Raw genomic sequence first — 21,026 nt, forward strand, 5'->3', positions numbered from 1 at the left:
GATCTTCCCGGCGTGGCTGAAGCACACCGTCCCCGCCAACGACGCCCAGAGCGACCGCATCAGCATCTCGTTCAATCTCATGTTCAAGAACTTCAGCGAGACCATGGCCGCACCCCTGTGGGACGCGACGGCGGGGAAGACCGGGGGGTAGCTCATTCTCCTCCCCGGCTTGCTGGGGAGGTGCATGAGTCACGCCCCGCCCAGCCCGAACTCCTCGGCCAGCAGCTCGTACGAGCGCTTCCGCTTCTCGAAGTCGTAGCAGATCGTCACCGCCATGATCTCGTCGACGCCGTAGGCGCCGGCATGCATCTCGAGGCCGGCGCGCACCGTCCGGGGCGAGCCGACGACGGAGCGGCGGCGCAAGGCGGGCAGGATGCGCTCGGCGCCGGGTTCGCGGGCGGCTTCCAGCGCCTCCTCGACCGATGGCACTGGCCCCGCCTCGCCGCGGGTGCGCAGGCGCATCGCCCAGACCTCGCGGCTCCTGGCCAGCAGATCGGCCTCCTCGTCGGTCTCCGCGCACAGCACAGAGATCGCCATCATCGGCACCGGGCTGGCATGCAGCGACGACGGCTTGAAATGCTCGATGTAGGCGCGCGTCACGCGGTCGCCGCCGTCCGGATTGATGAAATGGGCGAAGCAGAACGGCAGGCCGAAATGCGCCGCCAGCGCCGCGCTGTCGTCGCTCGAGCCCAGCAGCCAGACATCCGGCGCGCTCTCGCCGACCGGCTGCGCCGTAACGCCGAAGCCCTCGTGCCTGGGCGGCAGCGCGTCGTGCAGCCACGAGACCAGGTCGCGCACCTGGTAGGGGTAGTTGTCGGCGCTGCTCCAGTTCGGCTTGCCGTCGGCCAGGATGCGCATGGTGCGCTGATCGCTGCCCGGCGCGCGGCCGATGCCGAGGTCGATGCGGCCCGGGAACAGGGTCTCGATCATGCGGAAATTCTCCGCCACCTTGTAGGCGCTGTAGTGCGGCAGCATCACGCCGCCCGAACCGATGCGCATGCGCGACGTCAGGCCGGCGACCCGCGTGATCAGCACCTCGGGCGTCGAGCCGGCGAGCGCCTCGCTGCTGTGATGCTCGGCCAGCCAGTAGCGCGTGTAGCCCAGGCGATCGCAGAGCTGCGCCAGCTCGAGCGTCTCGCGCACCGCGTTGGCGGCGGTCCCGCCCTTGCGGATCGGCGACTGATCGAGAACGCTGAGACGGAGACCTGACGACACGATGGCGACGGGCGATGGGGGCGATGGGGTTGGCCTAGAGGCCCTTCTTGCCCATGGCCAGGAACTTCTCCTGCCGGCGCGCCCGCAAGGTGTCGGCATCGAGCTGGACCAGCTCGGCCACCGCCTCGGTCAGGACCTTGCCGACGACATCGATCGTCTCGTCGGGCGAACGGTGCGCGCCGCCCATCGGCTCGGGAATCACGTCGTCGATCACGTCGAGCTTCTTGAGATCGGCCGCCGTCATCTTCATCGCGTCGGCGGCGTCCTGCGCATTCTCGTTGGAGCGCCACAGGATCGAGGCGCAGCCTTCCGGCGTGATCACCGAGTAGACCGAGTTCTCCAGCATGTAGACGCGGTCGGCCGAGGCGATGGCGAGCGCGCCGCCCGAGCCGCCTTCGCCGATCACCACGCTGACCAGCGGCACGCCGAGCGAAAGACAGGTGTCGATCGAGCTGGCGATCGCCTCGGCCTGGCCGCGCGCCTCGGCGTCGAGGCCGGGATAGGCGCCCGGCGTGTCGACCAGCGTGACCACCGGCAGGTGGAAGCGGTCGGCGAGCTTCATCAGCCGCTGCGCCTTGCGATAGCCCTCCGGCCGCGGCATGCCGAAATTGTGCTTGATGCGTGAATCGGTATCGTCGCCCTTCTGCTGGCCGAGCACGACGACGCTGCGGCCGCCCAACCGGCCGACACCGCCCACCACTGCGGCATCCTCGCCGAACGCCCGATCGCCGGCGAGCGGCATGTAGTCGGTGATCAGGCGATCGATGTAGCGTTGGGCATGCGGCCGTTCGGCATGACGCGCCACCTGGACGCGCTGCCAGGGCGTCAGCTTGGCGTAGGTCGCCCGGAGCTGCTTCTGCACCTTGTCCTGCAGGCGCATGACTTCCTCGGCGATATCGACATCGCCCGAGTTCGGCAGGTGCCTGAGCTCGGCAATCTTGCTCTCGAGATCGGCGATCGGCTTCTCGAAGTCGAGATAGGTGGCCATTCGCGGTCAGATGTCGCCTTTCACCGGAATCCTGTCAACCGGCCGCGGTGCGGCGTCGACGCCGCGCCAGGGGATGCTTGTCCTGCACCAGGGACCGCAGCTTTTCATCCAGGACATGGGTGTAGATCTGGGTCGTTGCAATGTCGGCGTGACCCAGCATCAGCTGCACGCTGCGCAGATCGGCGCCGCCCTCCAGCAGATGGCTGGCGAAGGCATGGCGCAGCACATGCGGCGAGACGCGCGCCGGATCGATGCCGGCGGCGAGCGCCGCGTCCTTGAGGAGTTGCGCGAAACGCTGGCGCGTCAGGTGGCCGGTCCGGCCGCGCGAGGGGAACAGGAAGCGCGAGCTTCCGCCCTCGCCGAGTGCCGCCGCGCGGACATGCAGCCACGACGCAATCGCCTTGCGCGCCGGGTCGCTGAGCGGTACCAGGCGCTCCTTGTCGCCCTTGCCGCGCACGATCAGCATCATGGGATCGCGCTCGACGGCGACCAGCGGCAAGGTCACCAGCTCCGAGACCCGAAGCCCGGTCCCGTAGAGGATCTCCAGCAGGGTCGCCATGCGACCGCCATCGACGCCGCCCTTCGTGCGCGCCGCCTCGATCAACCGGTCGACCTCGTCGCGCGACAGGACCTTAGGCAAGGGCCGCCCCAGCCGCGGCGAATCGAGTGCGCTCGCCGGATCGTCCTCGCGCAGCTGCTCGGCCAGCAGGAAACGAAAGAGCTGGCGGATCACCGACAGGCGGCGCGCGACCGTGCGCGGCGTCATGCCGACATAGTCGAGCGACTTCAGGTACGCGCGCAGCGCGTCGGCGTCGGCGGTCAGCGGCTTCTGCTTGCGCCGCGCCAGAAAGGTCTCGAGGCTCCGAAGATCGTTGGCGTAGGCGGTCTCCGTGTTGCGCGAGGCGCCCCGCTCCGCCGTCAGCATCTCGATGAAGGCCTGCGCCTCGCGCGACAGCGGCGGCGGCTTGCTCCTCACCGCCGGCTCACAGTCCGTAGGCCATCGCCGTCTCGATGGCGAACAAACGCGCGGCATGATCCTCGCCGGCCATGCGCAGAGCGCGCACGATCGCCCCGGCGCCGGCGGGACTGAACTCGGCGAGCGGCGTCTCGCCTGCGGCAATCGAGGCCAGCAGGGAGGCTTCGGCGCGGCGACGCCCGGCGCCGGCGGCCTGCAAGGCCTGCAGCGTCGCGGTGGCCGGCATGACCAGGCGGACGCCGGTCGGCGGTGTTTCCGGCAAGTCGGTCGATCCCGCCGCCACGTCGATGCCGGTGGCGCGGAACAGCTCGAGCAGCAGCGCGCCGCGCAGGGCTGCGCGCGCCGGATCGTCCTGGCGGATCGCCGCATACCAGCGATTGACCTCGGCGGGCGGCAGCCGCTTGGGATCGTCGATGCCGGCGATCGCGGCGAGCGGCATCAACCGCTCGAGGGCGTTCAAGGTCCGCGGATTGTTGTGGGCGTCCGCGACCGCCAGTCGCATCCAGGTCTGCGCCCGTTTCTTGTCGCCGAGCAGCAGGAAGGCGCGCAGCGCCTCGGTCGCAGCGCCGGCGAACTGCTGCTGGGCGGGAAGCTGGAGCAACCCGGTGGCGCTGGCCCGCGCCACTGTCGGAAACAGCGGGCTGCCGCGCGTATCGGCATAGACCACGCCAATCGAGTTGACGACCTCCTGGGGATTGGCGGCCCCGCGCGCCACGGCGACCAGATGGGCGCGCCGCGCGATCGCCGGCGGCAGCGCTGCCCCGGTGTTCACGGCCTCGACGTAAAGGTCGCTCAACCGGGTGGCCTCGACGATCGCCAACGCCTCGCCACGCTCGCCGATCTCCAGCCGGGTCGCGATCGGCAGGCTCTTCATGCCGACCAGCGCCCGGATGACCGGTGGCTGCGTGCTGCGCAGCAGGTTGGTCGGCGGCTGGGTCCGCGTCATGTCGAGCATCATCATGGTCGGCCCGTCGACCGGCCCGAGCGAAACGCCGCTCGCCGCCGCCTTGTCGCCGTCGAGGTACCTGCAGGCGGCCTGGGCGCGGCGGCCGAACGGCTCGGTGAGCTCCCAGTTGCGTACCACCGCACAGGCGCCCTGGCGCTCGCCGGCCATCATCAAGGCATTGGCGACAGCGGTGGCGGCCGTCGGATCCAGATAGGCGCCGGCATTGCGCACCATTTCGTTGAGACTTTCGGCCTCGCCCATGGCGGCAAGCTTCTCGACCCGGCGTATGAACAGGCTCGGCGGAGGGCTGCCGTCGGGCGGCGGCGGGGTGAGCTCGCTCACCAGCACCTTGAACTGCAGGTCGCGCAGCGCGCGGCTGCCCGGCGCCGCCGGGAGTGCCGACACCAGGCGCTTGGCGGTGGCGAGCGACGTCCCCTTCCAGGCATCCGCCGGCATGCCGCCGATCCGCGCCGTCAGAAAGCCGGTCGGCCGGTCATCGAAATTGGCGACCTGCGCTGGCGCCTCGACGGCGCTCGCGACAAGGATCCCGGCAACCAGAAGCAGGCTAACGCGCAAAGCGTTCATTGGGGACGGGCACCTCGAAGTGACGCAGCGGCGGCCTGGGTTCGATGACGGCCAACGCCACGAGGCCGGCGACTACCAGACCGACGAGAATCACGACGATCACCGGCCCGATCTTCAGGGCCGGGACGTTGAGGCGACTTCTGGAACGAAACATCGGCACGACCCGGCCAAACTACTCCGGAGGCCGCAGGCCGGGCAATCGCCGGACGGGTGCGCTCACCATCAACGACGTGGACACACTTCGAATCCCTCCCCGTAGTCGAGGGAGGTGGGCCGGAGAGGGAAAGTCTCAGGCAAGATTCATGAAGTTCCGACGTCGCAATCGGAATCATCCTGACTGCGGCCTTCCCCCTCCGCCCCGTATGACGGGGCACCTCCCCATCGGCGTTAAAATACAAAGGGACCTCACCCTGAGGAGCGGCCCGGAGGGACGCGTCTCGATTCGGGCGAAGCAACCTTCGCCCTTTGGTCGGGTCCACTCCCGTCGCCGGAGGTCGCAAGCCAGCTCGGCTTGAAACCTCGGTCGGAATGGGCGACATCCTCTCGGCAGCTCGTCATGGACGCCCCAATCCCCCTGTCGCTGCCGCGCACCGTGGCCCTCGTCGGCCTGATGGGTGCCGGCAAGAGCGCCATCGGCAAGCGCCTGGCCACGCGGCTCGGCCTGCCCTTCATCGACGCCGATGACGAGATCGAGCGCGCGGCCGGCTGCTCGATCGCCGAGATCTTCGCCAAGTACGGCGAGGCCGACTTCCGTGCCGGCGAACGCCGCGTCATCGCCCGCCTGCTCGACCGGCCCTCGCACGTCCTGTCGACCGGCGGCGGCGCCTATATCGACCCCAATACGCGTGCCCTGATGCGCGCCAAGGCCATAACCGTGTGGCTGCGTGCCGACCTCGACGTCCTGTTCGAACGGGTGAAGAAGCGCGGACACCGGCCGCTGCTGCGCCAGGGCGACCCCCGGGAAGTGCTCGGCCGCCTGATGGCCCAGCGCTATCCGATCTACGCCGAAGCCGACATCGTGGTCGAATCGACCGCCCAGCCGGCCGATCGCACGACCGAGCAGGTGATCGAGGCGCTGCGCCTCTACCTCGAGGCGGCTCAGGCAAAGGCTCCGGCATGAACGCACCAACCGAAACGACCGGCCAGGCCCGGCGGACGATACGGGTCGATCTCGCCGGTCGCGCCTACGACATTGCGATCGGCCCCGGCCTGCTCGACCGTGCCGGCGAACTGGCAGCCGGGCTGTTGGCCGCCCCGCGGGTCATTATCGTGAGCGACCAGACGGTAGCTCCGCTATATGCCGCGCGTCTCGCCGCTGCCTTCGAGAGGACCGGCGTCCGGGCCAACACGCTCACCGTGCCGGCCGGCGAAAGCAGCAAGGAGTTCGCCGCCTTCGGCCAGCTGATGAACGACCTGCTCGACCAGCGACCCGACCGCAAGACCACCCTGGTGGCGTTGGGCGGTGGCGTGGTCGGCGACCTAACCGGCTTTGCCGCCGCCGTGCTGCTGCGCGGCGTCGACTTCATCCAGGTGCCGACGACCCTGCTCGCCCAGGTCGACTCCTCGGTGGGCGGCAAGACCGGGATCAACACCCGCCACGGTAAGAATCTGGTCGGCGCCTTCTACCAGCCGCGCCTGGTCGTGATCGACACCGACATGCTCGACAGCCTGCCGCGGCGCGAGCTGCTGGCAGGCTACGCCGAGGTCGCCAAGTACGGCCTGATCGACGAGCCGGATTTCTTCACGTGGTGCGAGGAAAACGGAGCGGCCCTGCTGGCCGGGGACGCCGCCAGGCGCAGCCATGCCATCGAGCAGAGCTGTCTCGCCAAGGCCCGCATCGTCGCCGCCGACGAGCGCGAGACCACCGACCTCAGGGCCCTGCTCAATCTCGGCCACACGTTCGGCCACGCGCTGGAAGCGGAGACCGGTTTCGGACCGGATCTGTTGCACGGCGAGTCGGTGGGCGCCGGCATGGCGCTCGCGTTCGACCTGTCGGCGCGCATGGGTCTCTGCCCGGCGGCCGACGCCGAGCGCGTGCGCCGCCATCTCGCCGAGGTCGGCCTGCCGGTTCGATTGCGCGCGATCGGGGGCGGCAATCGGCGCGACTGGCAGGCCGAGCGCCTGATCGATCACATGCGTGGCGACAAGAAGGCCGAGGCCGGCCGGCTCACCTTCGTGCTGGCGCGCGGCATCGGCAAAGCCTTCGTCTCGCGCGACGTCGACGAAAGGGTCCTGCACGGTCTGCTCGACGACGCGATTGCGGCCTGATCCCGCATGGACCCTGAACTTCAATTCGATCTGCCGATCTCGGTTGCCGGCCCGCTGGTGCTGATCTGCCTGGCGCTCGGCGCCTACATGTCGGCTGCCGAGACCGCGGTGACCGGCGCATCGCGCCCGCGCATGCATCGGCTGGCCCAGCAGGGCAATCGCCGCGCAACCCTGGTGAACAGACTTCTCGACCGCAAGGACGAGGCGGTGAGCGCGGTGCTGCTCGGCAACAACGTCGTCAACATCCTGTCGGCTTCGCTCACGACCGCGGTGCTGACCGCGATCTTCGGAGCGGCAGGCGTGGTCTACGCCACGATCATCGTCGGCATCCTGGTGGTGGTCTTCGCCGAGGTCATGCCCAAGACCTGGGCCCTGTTGCGCGCCGATCGCGTGGCCTTGATGCTGGCCCCCTCGCTGGTCGTCACGCTCGCCCTGCTGGGGCCGGCGGCGCGCGCCATTGCCGCCGTCTCCCGCTTCTTCCTCGGCCTGCTGCGGGTCCGGATCGACCGCACGCCGGACGCCGAGGAGCATGCCGACGTCCTGCGCGGCGCCATCGAGCTCCATGGCCAGGACCTGACGGACCTGGCGGCGCCGGCCGAGAAGGCGATGCTGCGCTCCGTGCTCGACCTCGGCGATCACACCGTGGCCGACGTCATGACGCATCGCGGCGCCGTGGCCCTGATCGACGCCGACCAGCCCTTGGATACGATCGTCAACGAGGTGCTGGCGTCGCCCTATACGCGCATTCCCTTCTATCGGGGCGAAGCCGACAACATCGTGGGCGTCGTCCACGCCAAGGACCTGTTCCGCGCCGTCAAGGCGGCCGGCGGCACAGCCGGTGTCAAGATCGACGACGTCATGACCGCGCCCTGGTTCATCCCCGAATCGACCATCCTGTTCGACCAGCTGCAGGCCTTCCGGGCCCGGCACGAGCATTTCGCCATCGTGGTCGACGAGTATGGGGCGCTGCACGGCATCGTGACGCTCGAGGACATCATCGAGGAGATCACCGGCGACATCGAGGACGAGCACGACGCCGTCAAGCGCGGCATCGTCCCGCGCGACGACGGCAGCGTCGTCTGCCGGGGCGACGTGCCGATCCGCGACCTCAACCGCGAGCTCGGCTGGGGGCTGCCGGAGGACGTCGCCATCACCATCGCCGGCCTGGTCCTGCACGAGGCGCGACGCATTCCCGAGGTCGGCCAGACCTACGCCTTCTACGGATTCCGGTTCGAAATTCTGAAGCGCGAAGGCACGCGCATTGCCGAGTTGCGCGTCATGCCGCCAATCGACATACAAGCCGGCTGACCGAACGCCACCCCGTCTCCGAGAGGACCGACCATGCCGCTTTCGCCGCCAGTCGGGCGACAGCATCTCCACACGCGCCGCGTGACCTGCCAGGGCTTCTTCCGCGAGGACGGGCTGTGGGACATCGAAGGCCACATCACCGACGAGAAGAGCTACGAGCACGCGAGCGAATGGCGCGGCCGGATGAAGCCGGGCGATCTCATTCACGAGATGTGGATCCGCCTGACGCTCGACCACCGCTACACGATCGTCGACGTCGAGGCGGTGACCGACCAGTCGCCCTACCCGATCTGCGGCACCATCACACCCGATTTCAAGAAGCTGATCGGCCTGCGCATCGCCGGCGGCTTCCATCGCGAGGTGCGTGCTCGCCTGGGCGGCGTGCACGGCTGCACCCATATCGTCGAGCTGCTGGGTCCGGTGGCGACGACGGCCTACCAGACCATGTCGTCGGGCCGGGCGCGCGCCCTCAACGAGGCCCATCGTAAGCGCCAGGCGAACGGCGCGGCGGCGAGCGACCCGGCCGCCGAGCCGAAGCGCAAGCCTTACGTCATCGACACCTGCCACGCCTGGGCCGCCGACGGCCCGGTGGTCAGGCGCTGGGCGCCCGACTACTACACCGGCCCCGACGCCGAAGCCGTGCGCGCCGCCGCCGCCGGCAAGGAGATCGAGTTCGAGGACGGATGATTCATCATCCTCCCCAGCAGAGCCGGGGAGGTGTCCGCGTAATCGCGGACCTGCCTTCGCCGAAGCGAAGCCGCTTCGGCTTCGCGCAGGCAGGCGGTGGGTTCTTTGTCTTCCGGCCCGCGGGCGACCGGCCCGCTCTTGAACATCTTGATGTTGTGCGGGGGGCACGCCCGCGGTCCGCATGAACCGTGACCCCTCCGTCGCGCACGACGCGACACCTCCCCAGCGAAGCTGTAGCGAAGCTGGGGAGGAGGGTTGAATCACCCACGGCTCGCATCCTCCTCCGGCGTCAGCGTGGTGAGCGCGAGTGCGTGCAGGCCGGCGGCGAACTCCTCGCTCAGCGTGGCGTACACCAATCGCTGGCGCGCCACGCGGCTGTGGCCGGCGAAAGCCTGCGACACGATCTCGACCCTGAAATGGGACTCGCCACCTTCGCGCCAGCCGGCGTGGCCGCGATGGCGCGACGACTCGTCCTCTATCGCGAGCCGCGCCGGCGCGAACGCCATCCGAAGCTTGTTGTCAATCGCCTTCGCGACCTTGCCCATCACTCGCCTCACTTGCCCGACCAAACCGTTGAACACATATTAGCGCGATGCCCCGACGGCGAGCGAAACCCTTGACGGCTACGGATGGTGCGCAGTCGCACCAGCGCATCTGCGAGGCGCCGGGTTGCCGGCTGGCGGGTGACTACCGTGCGCCCAGGGCGCGCGATCGCCTGAACGAATATCGCTGGTTCTGTCTCGCCCACGTGCGCGAGTACAACAGCAAGTGGGACTATTTCGCCGGCCTCGACGCCGAACAGATCGAAGCGCACATCCGCGCCGACACGACCTGGCGGCGGCCGGTGTGGCCGCTCGGCGGGCGGCGGCCCAACGGACCGCACGTCCATATCCTCGATCCGTTCGACCTGGCCGGCCATGCCGGCCTGGACGAGCGCTACCAGGCGCCTGGCGACGGCTGGGAGCAACTCACCCCGGACGAGCGTAAGGCCTTGGGAGTGCTTGATCTTTCCTGGCCGCTCACCCAGGCGGATGTGAAATCGCGCTACAAGGAGCTGGTCAAGCTGCACCATCCCGATGCCAATGGCGGCGCCCGCGAGGCCGAGGAGAAGATCAAGCAGATCAATGCCGCATATTCCACATTGCGGGCCTCGGAGCGGCTTCCGGTCGAGTAATAAGCCCTGTTCGGGGCAGCCGTGCGAATTGGTCGCTTGCAGCGCACAAAGCGGCCTGCGACTATACCATTTCGCCCGCAATTTGGCGGGCTTTGTATTTAGGACGTGTGATGGCTTCTACAACGACAGCGGCCCGCGAGAACGTGTCGGGCATCCCCGATATCAAGGTTTCCGCGCGTCAGCTCTTCGGCATCGACACCGACATGGAAGTGCCGGCCTTCAGCATGGCCACCGAGCATGTGCCGGAGGTCGACGACGCGTACCTCTTCGATCCCGACACCACGATGGCGATTCTCGCCGGCTTCGCGCACAACCGCCGCGTCATGGTGCAGGGCTATCACGGCACCGGCAAGTCGACCCATATCGAGCAGGTGGCGGCACGCCTCAACTGGCCGTGCGTGCGCGTCAATCTCGACAGCCACATCTCCCGTATCGACCTGATCGGCAAGGACGCGATCGTGCTGCGCGACGGCAAGCAGGTCACCGAGTTCCGCGAGGGCATCCTGCCGTGGGCGCTGCAGAACCCGACGGCCCTGGTGTTCGACGAGTACGATGCCGGCCGCGCCGACGTCATGTTCGTGATCCAGCGCGTGCTCGAGGTCGAGGGCAAGCTCACCCTGCTCGACCAGAACAAGGTGATCCGCCCTCACCCGTCGTTCCGACTGTTCTCGACCGCCAACACGGTCGGCCTCGGCGACACGACCGGCCTCTATCACGGCACGCAGCAGATCAACCAGGGCCAGATGGACCGCTGGTCGATCGTGACCACGCTGAACTACCTGCCGCATGATCAGGAAGTGGGCATCGTGCTGGCCAAGACGCCGATGTACGACACCGACGAGGGCCGCAAGATCGTCTCGGCCATGGTGGCGCTGGCCGACCTGACTCGGGCCGGCTTCATCGCCGGCGACATCTCGACCGTGATGTCGCCGCGTACGGTGATCACCTGGGCGGAGAATGCCAAGATCTTCGGCGGCGATATCGGCTTCGCCTTCCGTCTCACCTTCCTGAACAAGTGCGACGAGGTCGAGCGCAGCACGCTCGCCGAGTACTACCAGCGCTGCTTCGGCAGGGAACTGCCGGCGTCGAGCGGCAAGGGCGGCAAGCTGCACTGAGAGGGCCGTCGATGGCCAAGGACACCACTCCCCTCGAGGAGTTCCGTCGCGTCACCGCAACCACCATGCGGGCGGTGTCGCGCAAGGAAGTGAACGTCTCGTTCGTGCCGGACGGCGGCTCGCTGCTGGGCAGCGAGGCGCGCATCACCGTGCCGGCACGCGACCTTCCCGTCGAGGATGTCAGCCGGGTGCGCGGCGAGGCCGATTCGATGGCACTCAAGCTGCGCCATCACGACCGCAAGACGCATCTGCGCCGGGTGCCGCGCGGCGAGACCGCGCGCGCGATCTTCGAGGCAGTCGAGCAGGTCCGGGTCGAAGCGCTGGGCGCCCGCCGGATGGCCGGCGTCGCCGACAATCTCGCCGCGTTGTGGCGCCAGCGCTCCGACCAGCGTGGCCACGCCCGCATAAAGTCCAAGGACGACGCTCCGATCGCCGACGTGATCGGCCTGATCGCCCGCGAGCAGCTGCTCGGTGCAGCGCCGCCCGACTCGGCCAAGGCGATGGTCGACATGTGGCGCGCCGACGTCGAATCGGCCGCCGGGCGTGATTTCCAGAAGCTGCGCGAGTCGCTGACCAACCAGGAAACGTTCGCCCGCGCGGCCCGCCAGCTGATCCGCGACCTCAAGCTCGGCGACGAATCGGCCGACCTGCAGGACGAGGACCAGGAGGATTCGCAGGACCAGGAGAACGCCGACGGCCAGTCCAACGAGACTGGCGACGATCAGAGCGATTCGAGCGAGACCCAGGGCTACGGCGCCCAGGGTGAGGAGACCGAGGACGCCTCCGAGCAGGACGACGCCTCCGAGACGGTTGCCGACCAGGCCCAGACCGAGATGCAGATGGGCGCCGGCGACGAGGAGGAGCCGGGTCGCGCCGAGCGCCCGTGGCTGCCGCCCGGCGCACTGTCGAACGAGCCGAAGGGCCAGCAGTACCACCCCTACACGCTGAAATTCGACGAGATCGTCGAGGCCGACCAGCTGTGCGACGCCGAGGAACTCGGCCGCCTGCGCAACCATCTCGACCAGCAACTCTCCCACCTGCAGGGCGTCATCGGCAAGCTGGCCAACCGCCTGCAGCGCCGGTTGATGGCGCAGCAGAACCGCTCCTGGGACTTCGACCTCGACGAGGGTACGCTCGATGCGGCGCGCCTGGCGCGCATCGTCGCCAACCCGATGCACGCGCTCTCCTTCAAGAAGGAGAAGGACACCAACTTCCGCGACACCGTGGTGTCGCTGCTGATCGACAATTCGGGCTCGATGCGGGGTCGGCCGATCACGGTGGCGGCGATGAGCGCCGACATCCTGGCACGCACGCTCGAGCGCTGCGGCGTCAAGGTCGAGATCCTGGGCTTCACAACGCGTGCGTGGAAGGGCGGCCAGAGCCGCGAGCAGTGGCTCGCCGCCGGCAAGCCGGCCAACCCGGGCCGCCTCAACGATCTGCGTCATATCATCTACAAGCCGGCCGATGCGCCGTGGCGGCGGGCGCGCAAGAGCCTCGGCCTGATGCTGCGCGAAGGCATCCTCAAGGAGAACATCGACGGCGAGGCGCTGCTGTGGGCGCACAACCGCCTGCTGCCGCGCACCGAGGAGCGCAAGATCCTGATGGTGATCTCCGACGGCGCGCCGGTCGACGATTCGACGCTGTCGGTCAATCCCGGCAACTACCTCGAGCGCCATCTGCGCGACGTCATCGACTGGATCGAGACGCGTTCGCCGGTCGAGCTGATCGCCATCGGCATCGGCCACGACGTCACGCGCTACTATCGCCGCGCCGTCACCATCGTCGACGCCGACCAGCTCGGCGGGACGATGATGGAGCAGCTCGCCTCGCTGTTCGACGAAGAGGACAAGAAGGACAAGCAGCCGAGCCGGGGTCGGCGTACCGCACGCGCGGCCGCTGCCACCACCGCCAAATCCGGCCGGCGCGCCGCCTGATCGCGACCGCGCTGTGAACGCAGGACGGGCCCTGTATTCCTTAGCCCGTCCATTGCTGGCGTTCTGCCTGCTGATCACTGCCTGCACCAGCGTCTCGCCACCGCCGGCGAGCGCGCAGGAACAGCCGGTCGAGATCCGCCGCGCCACGCTGCCGTTCAAGATCGACGAACCCGGTGCTGCCCGGCTCGGCCAGCTGATCTGGCGCGGCGGCATTGCCATGACCGCCACCTCGGCGAGCTTCGGCGGCTGGTCCGATCTGCACGTCTCGGCCGACGGCAGGACCCTCACCTCGATTTCCGACGTGGGTGGCTGGCTTACCGCGACGATCGAGTACGATGGCAAGGGTAATCTCGCCGGGCTAAGCGGCGCCCGGACCGGCCAGCTGCGCGGCCCCGACGGCAGGGCGATCCAGGGCAAGATCGAGGCGGATGCCGAATCGATGACGCGCCTGGCGGACGGATCGTGGCTGGTAGCGTTCGAACGCTATCATCGCATCTGGCGCTATCCCACCTTGCAGGGTGTGCCGTCTCTGGTCGAGGGACCGCCCGATATCGCCCGCCTGCCGGCGAACGGCGGCATCGAGGCCATGATCACCCTTGCCGATGGCCGGATCATCGCCATCAGCGAGGAATTTCGGCGACGACCCGGCACCGTCGCGGGCTGGGTCGGCAGCCCCCAGCCCGACGGCCGCTACCACTGGCGCGCCTTCGACTATCCGACCATTCCCGACTTCCACCCCACCGCCATCGCTCGCCTGCCCGACGGTTCGTTCGTCATGCTCGAGCGCGCCTTCGACATTGCCCGCGGCGTACGCTGCCGCATCACGCGTTTCGAGGCGGTCGACCTCGAGCCGGGCGGCGTCGTCCGTCCGCAGGAACTGGCCCGACTCGCCTCACCCTACGCCGTGGACAATCTCGAAGGCCTGGCGGCCGGCAAGGGCCGAAACGGCGAGACGCTCCTGTGGCTGATCTCGGACGACAATTTCAATCCGCTCCAGCGCAACATCCTGATGATGTTCGAGCTGGCGGAGCCGTGATTCTTCGACCTTCCCGTCATACGGGGGAGGTGCCCCGTCATACGGGGCGGAGGGGGAAGCCCCAATAGAAATGCTGAGAATTTCGACGTCGGAATCGGAGAGACCGCGACTGCGGTCTTCCCCCTCCGGCCAATGGCGCTGTAAACAGCGCCTAATCGGGCCACCTCCCCAGGTAACAGGGGAGGAAGAACAACCTAAGCCGCAGCCGCCGCCTTGGCGTTCTTTTTGGCCTTGGCCGAAGTGACGCGGCGCTTCAGCACCTTCATCTCGGGGCTGAGCTTGCTGTCGTTGGTGCCCAGCAGGTAGGCGTCGATGCCGCCATTGTGCTCGATGGTCTTGATACCGCGCGGCGTCAGGCGCAGGCGCACGGTGTGGCCTAGCGCATCCGACAGGACCGAGGCGACCTGCAGGTTCGACATGAAGCGACGCCGCGTCTTGTTGTTGGCGTGGCTGACATTGTTGCCGTACTGAACGGCTTTGCCCGACAGGGCGCAACGACGGGGCATGGCGCTATCCGCTAAAAAACGATCCCGCCGGTGGGCGGGAAGGCCGGCTTTTTACGGGCCGAGGGCAGGCCCGTCAAGACGTCAGGCCGTCCAGTCGACCACGCGCTCGGTGATATCCTCGACCTGGTCTTCCGGGATCACCCGGCCGCGGGCCGAGATTCCCGCCTGGTGCACGGTTTCCGGATCGCCCGAGATCAGGGGGTGCCACCAGTAGAGGTCTTGCCCGAAATGGACCAGGCGGTAGGCGCAGGTCTTGGGTAGCCAGTCCATCCGGGCCACAATCTTTGGGGTGAGCTTGATGCAGTCCGGGACGATCTTCTTGCGGTTCCTGTAGTCGCGGCAGCGCGCCGTCCTGGGGTCGAGCAGCTTGCAGCAGGTGTCGGTCTGCACGATCTCGCCGGTACCCTCGTATTCGAGCTTGTTGGTGCAGCACATGCCGCAGCCGTCGCACAGTGACTCCCACTCGGGCTTCGACATCTGGGCCAGGCTCTTGCGCTTCCAGAACGGCAGCTCGGCGCGCGCGGTGGCCCGGCGGGCCGTCTCGACGATGGATTTGGCGACGATGGACTTAACGGGCATGGAACAACTTAGCGTGCATGGAACGCTTTTAGCATGAGACGCGCCGCAGCGGCGGGTGTCGTGCGGGCGGCCTCGACCTCGCGCTCCAGGCCGGGCACCAGCTTCCTGACCTCCGGATTGCGGCGCAATTCGGTCAACAGCGTCTCCCCCACCTCGTTCCACATCCAGGCGCGGGCCTGCTCGGCGCGGCGCCGCGCCAGCCCCTTCTCGCCCACTGCCTGCAGAAAACGCTCGATCGTCGCCCAGATCGCGACGACACCCTCGCCCGACAGCGCCGAGCAGGTCGTCACCTCGGGCGTCCAGCCGGCGGTCGGCGAACGCAGCATGCGCAGTGCATGCTGGTAGTCGCTGGCCGAACGCTGCGCCGTCGCCTTGAGATCGCCGTCCGCCTTGTTGACCACGATCAGGTCGGCAAGCTCGATGACGCCGCGCTTGATGCCCTGCAGATCGTCGCCACCGCCCGGCAGCAGCAGCACGATGAACATGTCGACCATGTCGGCGACGGCAGTTTCCGATTGGCCCACGCCCACCGTCTCGACGATCACCGTGTCGAAGCCCGCCGCCTCGGCCAGCAGCATGGTCTCGCGCGTGCGCCGCGCCACCCCGCCGAGTGTGGTGCCCGCCGGCGAGGGGCGGATGAACGCGGCAGGACGGCGCGACAGCTCCTCCATGCGCGTCTTGTCGCCCAGGATCGAGCCACCGCCGCGCTTGGACGAGGGATCGATCGCCAGCACGGCGAGCGAGCGGCCGCGCTCGATCAGGGAGAGACCGAAGCGCTCGATGAAGGTCGATTTGCCCACGCCCGGGACGCCGGTGATGCCGAGCCTCACCGACTTCCCGGTGTGCGGCAACAGGCTCGCGAGCAGCGCGTCGGCACGCTGGCGATGATCCGCACGCGTCGATTCGACCAGGGTGATGGCTTGGGCGAGCGCACGGCGATCCCCGGCCCGCAGGGGTGCCAGGAGCGGATCGACCGCTCGGTCCGTCTGTGCTGCCATGGCGCTCATCGGCTCGACGATTATCAGCCGGGCCGGCGGAAGGCCAGCAAGGCGGCGATGGCGGCAATCGCATAGAACACCGCGAGCGTCGCCCCGAGTCCAGGGTCGCCGACCGCGTCCATCGCCGCGCCGGTCAACGGCCGGCCGACCAGGCCGCCCAGGATGTAGAGCATGCTGAAGGCGGTGTTGGCGCGGGCAATGTCGCCACCCACGAAGCGCTGGCCGAGCAAGGCCAGGCCGACCGGATAGATCGCGAACGAGACGCCTCCCCACAGCATGATGACGGCGACCACGGTCAGCGACTGGGCCGACACCATGGTGAGGAGCACGACCAGGAGAGTGCTCACCAGTGTGCAGCCTGCCAGCACGAGGCGGCGGTCGACCTGATCGGCCATCCAGCCGATCGGCCATTGCAGGATCACGTTGCCCAGCACGAAGGCCGACAGCCAGAGCGCACCGGTCTCGGCCGAAACGCCGGCGCCCACGGCGTATACCGGCAGGAAGCTGAAGGCGACGTTCTCGCCGAGCCCGCAGGCGAAGGCGGCCAGCATGGCGAGCGGCGCCGTCACCACCACTTTCATGTACCCGCTGTCGTCGGCGTGCTCGATCGCCGGCGCAGTCTTCCAATAGGGCAGCAGAGGCACCGCCACCAGCAGGGCGACCACGGCGGTGGTGATGAAGGGAACCGGCCCGTAGATGCCGACGATCTGCAGCACGAACGGCCCCAGTGCGATGCCGAGCGCGACCAGCGTGGAATAGACACCCATCACGCGGCCGCGCCGGCTTTCCTCAACGACGACGTTCATCCAGATCTCGCTCACGATCCAGGGAACGCCGCCGGTCGCGCCGTGCAGCAGGCTGAGCACGAACCACGCTGCCGGACTGTCGGTCAGCGTGTAGGCCAGGGTGATCGCCGAGCCGGCGACGACCGCGGCGAAGATGAAGGGGACGGCGCCGAAGCGGGCGGCGAAGCGCGGGATGTGACCGGCGGTGGCCAGCATGCCAATCCCCCACGCCGCCGCGATGACCCCGATGGTGAGCTTGTCGGCACCCTGGCGCTCCAGCGCCAGCGGCACGAGCGGCATCGCTACCCCGGCCTGCAGCCCGATCGCGGCACAGGCGGCGAAAACGGGGAGCAGGGAACGCCAGGGACCGGTCGCAACGGCGCTATTCGGCGACACGCAGATGCCCTTCAGCGCGGAACGAGGGCGGCTCTTCGGGTTGCGGGTGCTGCCGTTCCGCCTCCGCCGCGGCCTCCTGCTGGCGACGCCACATGTCGGCGTAGAGCCCGTTCTTCGCCATCAGCTCGGCGTGACGGCCGCGCTCGGCGACCCGGCCGCGGTCGAGCACGACGATCTCGTCGGCGTTCACGATGGTCGACAGGCGATGGGCGATGATCAGCGTCGTGCGGCCGCGCGACACCTCCTCGAGCGAGCGCTGGATCTCCTGCTCGGTGCGCGTGTCGAGCGCGCTGGTCGCCTCGTCGAACAGCAGGATGTGCGGGTTCTTGAGGATGGTGCGGGCGATCGCCACGCGCTGCTTCTCGCCGCCCGACAGCTTCAGGCCGCGCTCGCCCACGGTCGCCTCGTAGCCTTGGGGCAGGGCCATGATGAAATCGTGGATGCGCGCCAGGCGGGCGGCCTGCTCGACCTCCTCGCGGGTGGCGCCAGCCCGGCCATAGGCGATGTTGTAGTAGATCGTGTCGTTGAACAGCACGGTGTCCTGCGGCACCACGCCGATCGCCGCGCGCAGGCTCGCCTGGGTGACGTCGCGGATGTCCTGGCCGTCGATCCGCACGGCGCCCGAGGCGACGTCGTAGAAGCGGTAGAGGATGCGCGAGACGGTCGACTTGCCGGCGCCGCTCGAGCCGACGATCGCCACGGTATCGCCCGGCGCCACGCGAAAGCTGACGTCGTGCAGGATCGGCCGCGCCTTGTCGTAGTGGAAGTCGACATGGTCGAACACGATCTCGCCGCCGCTCACGGTGAGCGGCGGCGCGCCGGGCTTGTCGGCGATCTCGGCTTCGATGTCGAGCAGGCCGAACATCTTCTCCATGTTGACCAGCGAATTCCTGATCTCGCGGTAGGCGAAGCCCAGCATGTTGAGCGGCATGTAGAGCTGGATCAGGAAGGCGTTGACTGCCACGAAGTCTCCGATGGTCATGGTGCCGTGCACCACGCCATGGCCGGCCAGCGCCATCACGGCCACCAGACCGGTCGAGATGATCGCGCCCTGGCCGATATTGAGCAGCGACAGCGTGCGGCTCGAGCGGATGGCGGCGGTCTCGTAGCGCCGCCGGCCGACGTCGAAGCGGCGCGCCTCATGACCTTCGTTGCCGAAATACTTCACGGTCTCGTAGTTCAGCAGGCTGTCGATCGCCTTGGCGTTGGCCTCGGTGTCGGCGTCGTTCATGCGGCGCACGAACTTGATGCGCCATTCCGACAGGGTGACCGAGAACACGACGTAGCCCAAGACGACGCCCAGGGTCACCACGGAGAAGCGCCAGTCGTAGAGGCTCCACAGGATGGCGCCCACCAGGGCGATCTCGAACAGGGTCGGCAGGATGTTGAAGGTCGTGAACCGGATCAGGAATTCCATGCCGGCGGTGCCGCGCTCGATGACGCGGCTCAGCCCGCCGGTCTGGCGCTCGAGATGGAAACGCAGCGACAGGGCATGGAGGTGGCCGAACACCTCCAGGGCGAGATTGCGGATGGCGCGCTGCGATACCGGCGCGAAGACGGCATCGCGGATCTCGCCGAAGGCCTGGGCCAGCACCCGCGCCACCCCGTAGGCGACGATCAGGGCGATCGGCACCGCAATGGCCCTGGTGGCCGCATCGCCCAGCGCGTCGACCGACTGCTTGTAGAGCAGTGGCACGTAGACGTTGGTGAGCTTGGCCGCGACCAGCAGGCCGAGCGCCACGATCACCCGGGCGCGCAGAACAGCTTCACCCTTTGGCCACAAATGCCGGCCCAATATGGCCAGCACCGCCCCGGTGCGCTTGATGCCGAGCTTGGGAATGCGATCGCTGGCGGGAGGCGACATGGCCGAGAGAGTGCAGGTGAGCCGAAAGGGTATGGATGGCGCGGGAGGAGCCGGCCTTCTATCGTGCCCGCGAGGCGTAGGTAAGCCCCCCTATCGTGAGGGAAATCATGAGTTTTCGTAGGGCCTTCATGGCTTTTGCCCTCTGCATGGCAGGATCGCCGGCGGCACCCGCCCAGGACGCCCGCCAGGTCGAGATCGGCTACGAGATCACTTTCGCGGGCATTTCGGGCTTTCGCATCGACGTCACCGCCCGCTTCAACGGCGCGACCTACGATGTCGAAACCAGCACCTTCAAGGATGGCATGCTGCGCGCCGTGACCATGAACTACCAGGGCCGCAACCGGGCCTGGGGCGGATTCACGGCTCGCGGCGCGCAGCCCACGGTCGGCTCGCTGTCCATCGTGGTTGGCGACAAGCCGCGCACCTGGCTTGCCAAGTACGGCGCGGGCGGCAGCGTCGAGGAGACACACAATCCGCCGTGGAAGCCGCAACCCTGGCAGACCATTCCCGACAAGGACCGCGTTGGCTCCCTCGATCCGCTGTCGGCCGCCCTCACGGTCGGCTTCGCCGGCGACAACGCCTGTGACCGCACGCTGCCGGTCAACGACGGCAAGCGCCGCGTCAACGTGATGCTGCACAAGCTGCGCATGGAGCCCGCCGCGGCGAGCGGCATCGCCGGCGCGCAAGGTGACGTGCTGGTGTGCCAGATCTACACCAGGCGGGTCTCCGGCGAGTTCGACGAAGCGCCCAAGGAGGCGGAGGCCGAGCGCGAGCGGCCGATCACGATCTGGCTCGCCCGCTTCGACCAGAGCCAGGTTCGCTATCCCGGCCGCATGGAAGCGCACACCGGCTTCGGCACGATCCGCGGCAAGATCCTGTGGTTCCGCGAACGCCCGCTGGGGCCGGGGTGATTCTCATGCGTCCCGCGGGCGTCCCGCCCGCTCAAGTTTCATGAGCGGGCGGGACGCCCGCAGTCCATTTGAAGATTACGCCGCGCGCTTCTGGTCGCGGTGGCGGAGGATGGTGAGGATCTCGGCGGCGGCCGCGGGAATGTTGGTCCCAGGCCCGTAGATCGCCGCGACGCCGGCCTTCTTCAGGAAGTCGTAGTCCTGGGCCGGGATGACGCCACCGACCACAACCAGGATGTCGGAGCCGCCCTGCCGGGCGAGCTCCTCGATCAGCTGCGGAACCAGGGTCTTGTGGCCGGCCGCCTGACTCGACACGCCGATCACATGCACGTCGTTCTCGATCGCCGCCCGCGCCGCCTCCTGTGGCGTCTGGAACAGGGGACCGATATCGACGTCGAAGCCCAGATCGGCGAACGCCGTGGCGATCACCTTGGCGCCGCGGTCGTGACCGTCCTGGCCCATCTTGACGACCATCAGGCGCGGCCGCCGGCCCTCCTCCTCGGCGAACGAGGAAATGTCGGCGCGGATGCGCTCGAGCCCCTGGTCGCCCTCCCATTCGCCGGCATAGACGCCGGAGATCGAACGGATGGTCGCCTGGTAGCGGCCGTAGACGCCTTCCAGCGCCGACGAAATCTCGCCCACCGTCGCCCGCGCTCGTGTCGCCTCGATGCTGAGCGCCAGCAGGTTGCCGGTGCCGTTGCGCGCAGCCTCGCCGAGCGCCTTCAGGGCGGCCACGCACTTTGCCTCGTCGCGGCTGC

22 protein-coding genes are annotated in these 21,026 nt (G+C 68.4%); 10 read left to right on the top strand and 12 right to left on the bottom strand.

The window, feature by feature from the left end; genetic code table 11:
* Position 1: 1 nt before the first annotated feature.
* The gene (locus AB7O82_RS26385; RefSeq protein WP_428620539.1) at positions 2 to 151 is read left to right on the top strand and encodes a putative 2OG-Fe(II) oxygenase; all 150 of its coding nucleotides are present in this window, start codon (positions 2 to 4) and stop codon (positions 149 to 151) included.
* Positions 152 to 189: 38 nt separating this feature from the next.
* On the opposite strand, the gene AB7O82_RS26390 is transcribed toward AB7O82_RS26385, so the two are convergent.
* From AB7O82_RS26390 to AB7O82_RS26410, 5 genes are read right to left on the bottom strand one after another with little or no spacing between them, the layout of a single operon-like run.
* A complete protein-coding gene (locus AB7O82_RS26390) occupies positions 190 to 1,215 on the bottom strand; it encodes an LLM class flavin-dependent oxidoreductase (RefSeq protein ID WP_428541282.1) in 1,026 nt (341 codons plus the stop codon).
* Between the two features lie 34 nt (positions 1,216 to 1,249).
* Positions 1,250 to 2,203, bottom strand: coding sequence for an acetyl-CoA carboxylase carboxyltransferase subunit alpha (locus AB7O82_RS26395; RefSeq protein WP_428541279.1), 954 nt, complete (start codon positions 2,201 to 2,203; stop codon positions 1,250 to 1,252).
* 34 nt (positions 2,204 to 2,237) lie between these two features.
* Positions 2,238 to 3,179, bottom strand: coding sequence for a site-specific tyrosine recombinase XerD (locus tag AB7O82_RS26400; RefSeq protein WP_428541276.1), 942 nt, complete (start codon positions 3,177 to 3,179; stop codon positions 2,238 to 2,240).
* Between the two features lie 7 nt (positions 3,180 to 3,186).
* Complete coding sequence (locus tag AB7O82_RS26405; RefSeq protein WP_428541273.1) at positions 3,187 to 4,710, bottom strand: hypothetical protein; 1,524 nt, start codon at positions 4,708 to 4,710, stop codon at positions 3,187 to 3,189.
* Positions 4,691 to 4,864 (bottom strand): hypothetical protein, encoded by a 174-nt coding sequence (locus AB7O82_RS26410; RefSeq protein ID WP_428620533.1) that lies wholly within the window; start codon positions 4,862 to 4,864, stop codon positions 4,691 to 4,693. The genes AB7O82_RS26405 and AB7O82_RS26410 overlap by 20 nt, the downstream gene beginning before the upstream one ends.
* Positions 4,865 to 5,266: 402 nt before the next feature.
* Here AB7O82_RS26410 and AB7O82_RS26415 point away from each other — a divergent pair, with 402 nt between their 5' ends.
* The 4 genes from AB7O82_RS26415 to AB7O82_RS26430 are packed head-to-tail and all read left to right on the top strand — an operon-like array spanning position 5,267 to position 8,973.
* Positions 5,267 to 5,830, top strand: a complete 564-nt coding sequence (locus tag AB7O82_RS26415; protein WP_428541267.1) for a shikimate kinase — start codon at positions 5,267 to 5,269, stop codon at positions 5,828 to 5,830.
* Positions 5,827 to 6,978, top strand: a complete 1,152-nt coding sequence (aroB, locus tag AB7O82_RS26420) for a 3-dehydroquinate synthase (protein ID WP_428541264.1) — start codon at positions 5,827 to 5,829, stop codon at positions 6,976 to 6,978. The genes AB7O82_RS26415 and aroB overlap by 4 nt, the downstream gene beginning before the upstream one ends.
* Positions 6,979 to 6,984: 6 nt before the next feature.
* Complete coding sequence (locus AB7O82_RS26425) at positions 6,985 to 8,286, top strand: HlyC/CorC family transporter (RefSeq protein ID WP_428541261.1); 1,302 nt, start codon at positions 6,985 to 6,987, stop codon at positions 8,284 to 8,286.
* A 33-nt stretch (positions 8,287 to 8,319) separates the two neighbouring features.
* A complete protein-coding gene (locus tag AB7O82_RS26430) occupies positions 8,320 to 8,973 on the top strand; it encodes a DUF2889 domain-containing protein (protein WP_428541258.1) in 654 nt (217 codons plus the stop codon).
* A gap of 260 nt (positions 8,974 to 9,233) precedes the next feature.
* On the opposite strand, the gene AB7O82_RS26435 is transcribed toward AB7O82_RS26430, so the two are convergent.
* Positions 9,234 to 9,518 (bottom strand): BolA family protein, encoded by a 285-nt coding sequence (locus tag AB7O82_RS26435; RefSeq protein ID WP_428555933.1) that lies wholly within the window; start codon positions 9,516 to 9,518, stop codon positions 9,234 to 9,236.
* 71 nt (positions 9,519 to 9,589) lie between these two features.
* Between AB7O82_RS26435 and AB7O82_RS26440 the strand changes: the two genes are divergently transcribed.
* The 4 genes from AB7O82_RS26440 (at position 9,590) to AB7O82_RS26455 (ending at position 14,232) form a co-directional block, all read left to right on the top strand.
* The gene (locus AB7O82_RS26440; RefSeq protein WP_428555935.1) at positions 9,590 to 10,147 is read left to right on the top strand and encodes a J domain-containing protein; all 558 of its coding nucleotides are present in this window, start codon (positions 9,590 to 9,592) and stop codon (positions 10,145 to 10,147) included.
* A 110-nt stretch (positions 10,148 to 10,257) separates the two neighbouring features.
* Complete coding sequence (cobS, locus tag AB7O82_RS26445; protein ID WP_428555938.1) at positions 10,258 to 11,262, top strand: cobaltochelatase subunit CobS; 1,005 nt, start codon at positions 10,258 to 10,260, stop codon at positions 11,260 to 11,262.
* An 11-nt stretch (positions 11,263 to 11,273) separates the two neighbouring features.
* On the top strand, positions 11,274 to 13,196 hold the full coding sequence (gene cobT, locus AB7O82_RS26450; RefSeq protein WP_428620535.1) for a cobaltochelatase subunit CobT: 1,923 nt from the start codon (positions 11,274 to 11,276) through the stop codon (positions 13,194 to 13,196).
* Between the two features lie 52 nt (positions 13,197 to 13,248).
* A complete protein-coding gene (locus AB7O82_RS26455; RefSeq protein WP_428553959.1) occupies positions 13,249 to 14,232 on the top strand; it encodes an esterase-like activity of phytase family protein in 984 nt (327 codons plus the stop codon).
* A gap of 194 nt (positions 14,233 to 14,426) precedes the next feature.
* Here AB7O82_RS26455 and rpmB read toward each other — a convergent pair whose 3' ends face one another.
* From rpmB to AB7O82_RS26480, 5 genes are all read right to left on the bottom strand, one after another.
* Positions 14,427 to 14,738 carry a 50S ribosomal protein L28 gene (gene rpmB, locus AB7O82_RS26460; protein ID WP_428553962.1) on the bottom strand — a complete coding sequence of 104 codons (312 nt, stop codon included), beginning with the start codon at positions 14,736 to 14,738 and terminating at the stop codon, positions 14,427 to 14,429.
* Positions 14,739 to 14,819: 81 nt separating this feature from the next.
* Complete coding sequence (locus AB7O82_RS26465; RefSeq protein WP_428553964.1) at positions 14,820 to 15,317, bottom strand: YcgN family cysteine cluster protein; 498 nt, start codon at positions 15,315 to 15,317, stop codon at positions 14,820 to 14,822.
* A gap of 8 nt (positions 15,318 to 15,325) precedes the next feature.
* Complete coding sequence (gene meaB / locus AB7O82_RS26470) at positions 15,326 to 16,315, bottom strand: methylmalonyl Co-A mutase-associated GTPase MeaB (protein ID WP_428553967.1); 990 nt, start codon at positions 16,313 to 16,315, stop codon at positions 15,326 to 15,328.
* A 23-nt stretch (positions 16,316 to 16,338) separates the two neighbouring features.
* Positions 16,339 to 17,496 carry an MFS transporter gene (locus AB7O82_RS26475; RefSeq protein ID WP_428553969.1) on the bottom strand — a complete coding sequence of 386 codons (1,158 nt, stop codon included), beginning with the start codon at positions 17,494 to 17,496 and terminating at the stop codon, positions 16,339 to 16,341.
* Entirely contained in the window at positions 17,483 to 19,360 is a 1,878-nt protein-coding gene (locus AB7O82_RS26480; protein ID WP_428553972.1) for an ABCB family ABC transporter ATP-binding protein/permease, read from the bottom strand. The genes AB7O82_RS26475 and AB7O82_RS26480 overlap by 14 nt, the downstream gene beginning before the upstream one ends.
* Before the next feature lie 107 nt (positions 19,361 to 19,467).
* Between AB7O82_RS26480 and AB7O82_RS26485 the strand changes: the two genes are divergently transcribed.
* Positions 19,468 to 20,271 (top strand): DUF3108 domain-containing protein, encoded by an 804-nt coding sequence (locus tag AB7O82_RS26485; RefSeq protein ID WP_428553975.1) that lies wholly within the window; start codon positions 19,468 to 19,470, stop codon positions 20,269 to 20,271.
* 75 nt (positions 20,272 to 20,346) lie between these two features.
* Here the strand turns inward: AB7O82_RS26485 and AB7O82_RS26490 are convergent.
* Positions 20,347 to 21,026 (bottom strand): methylmalonyl-CoA mutase family protein (locus tag AB7O82_RS26490; protein ID WP_428620537.1); only part of this gene is annotated, 680 nt, incomplete at its 5' end.

It is taken from the genome of Reyranella sp., assembly GCF_050185545.1.
Taxonomy (GTDB): domain Bacteria; phylum Pseudomonadota; class Alphaproteobacteria; order Reyranellales; family Reyranellaceae; genus Reyranella.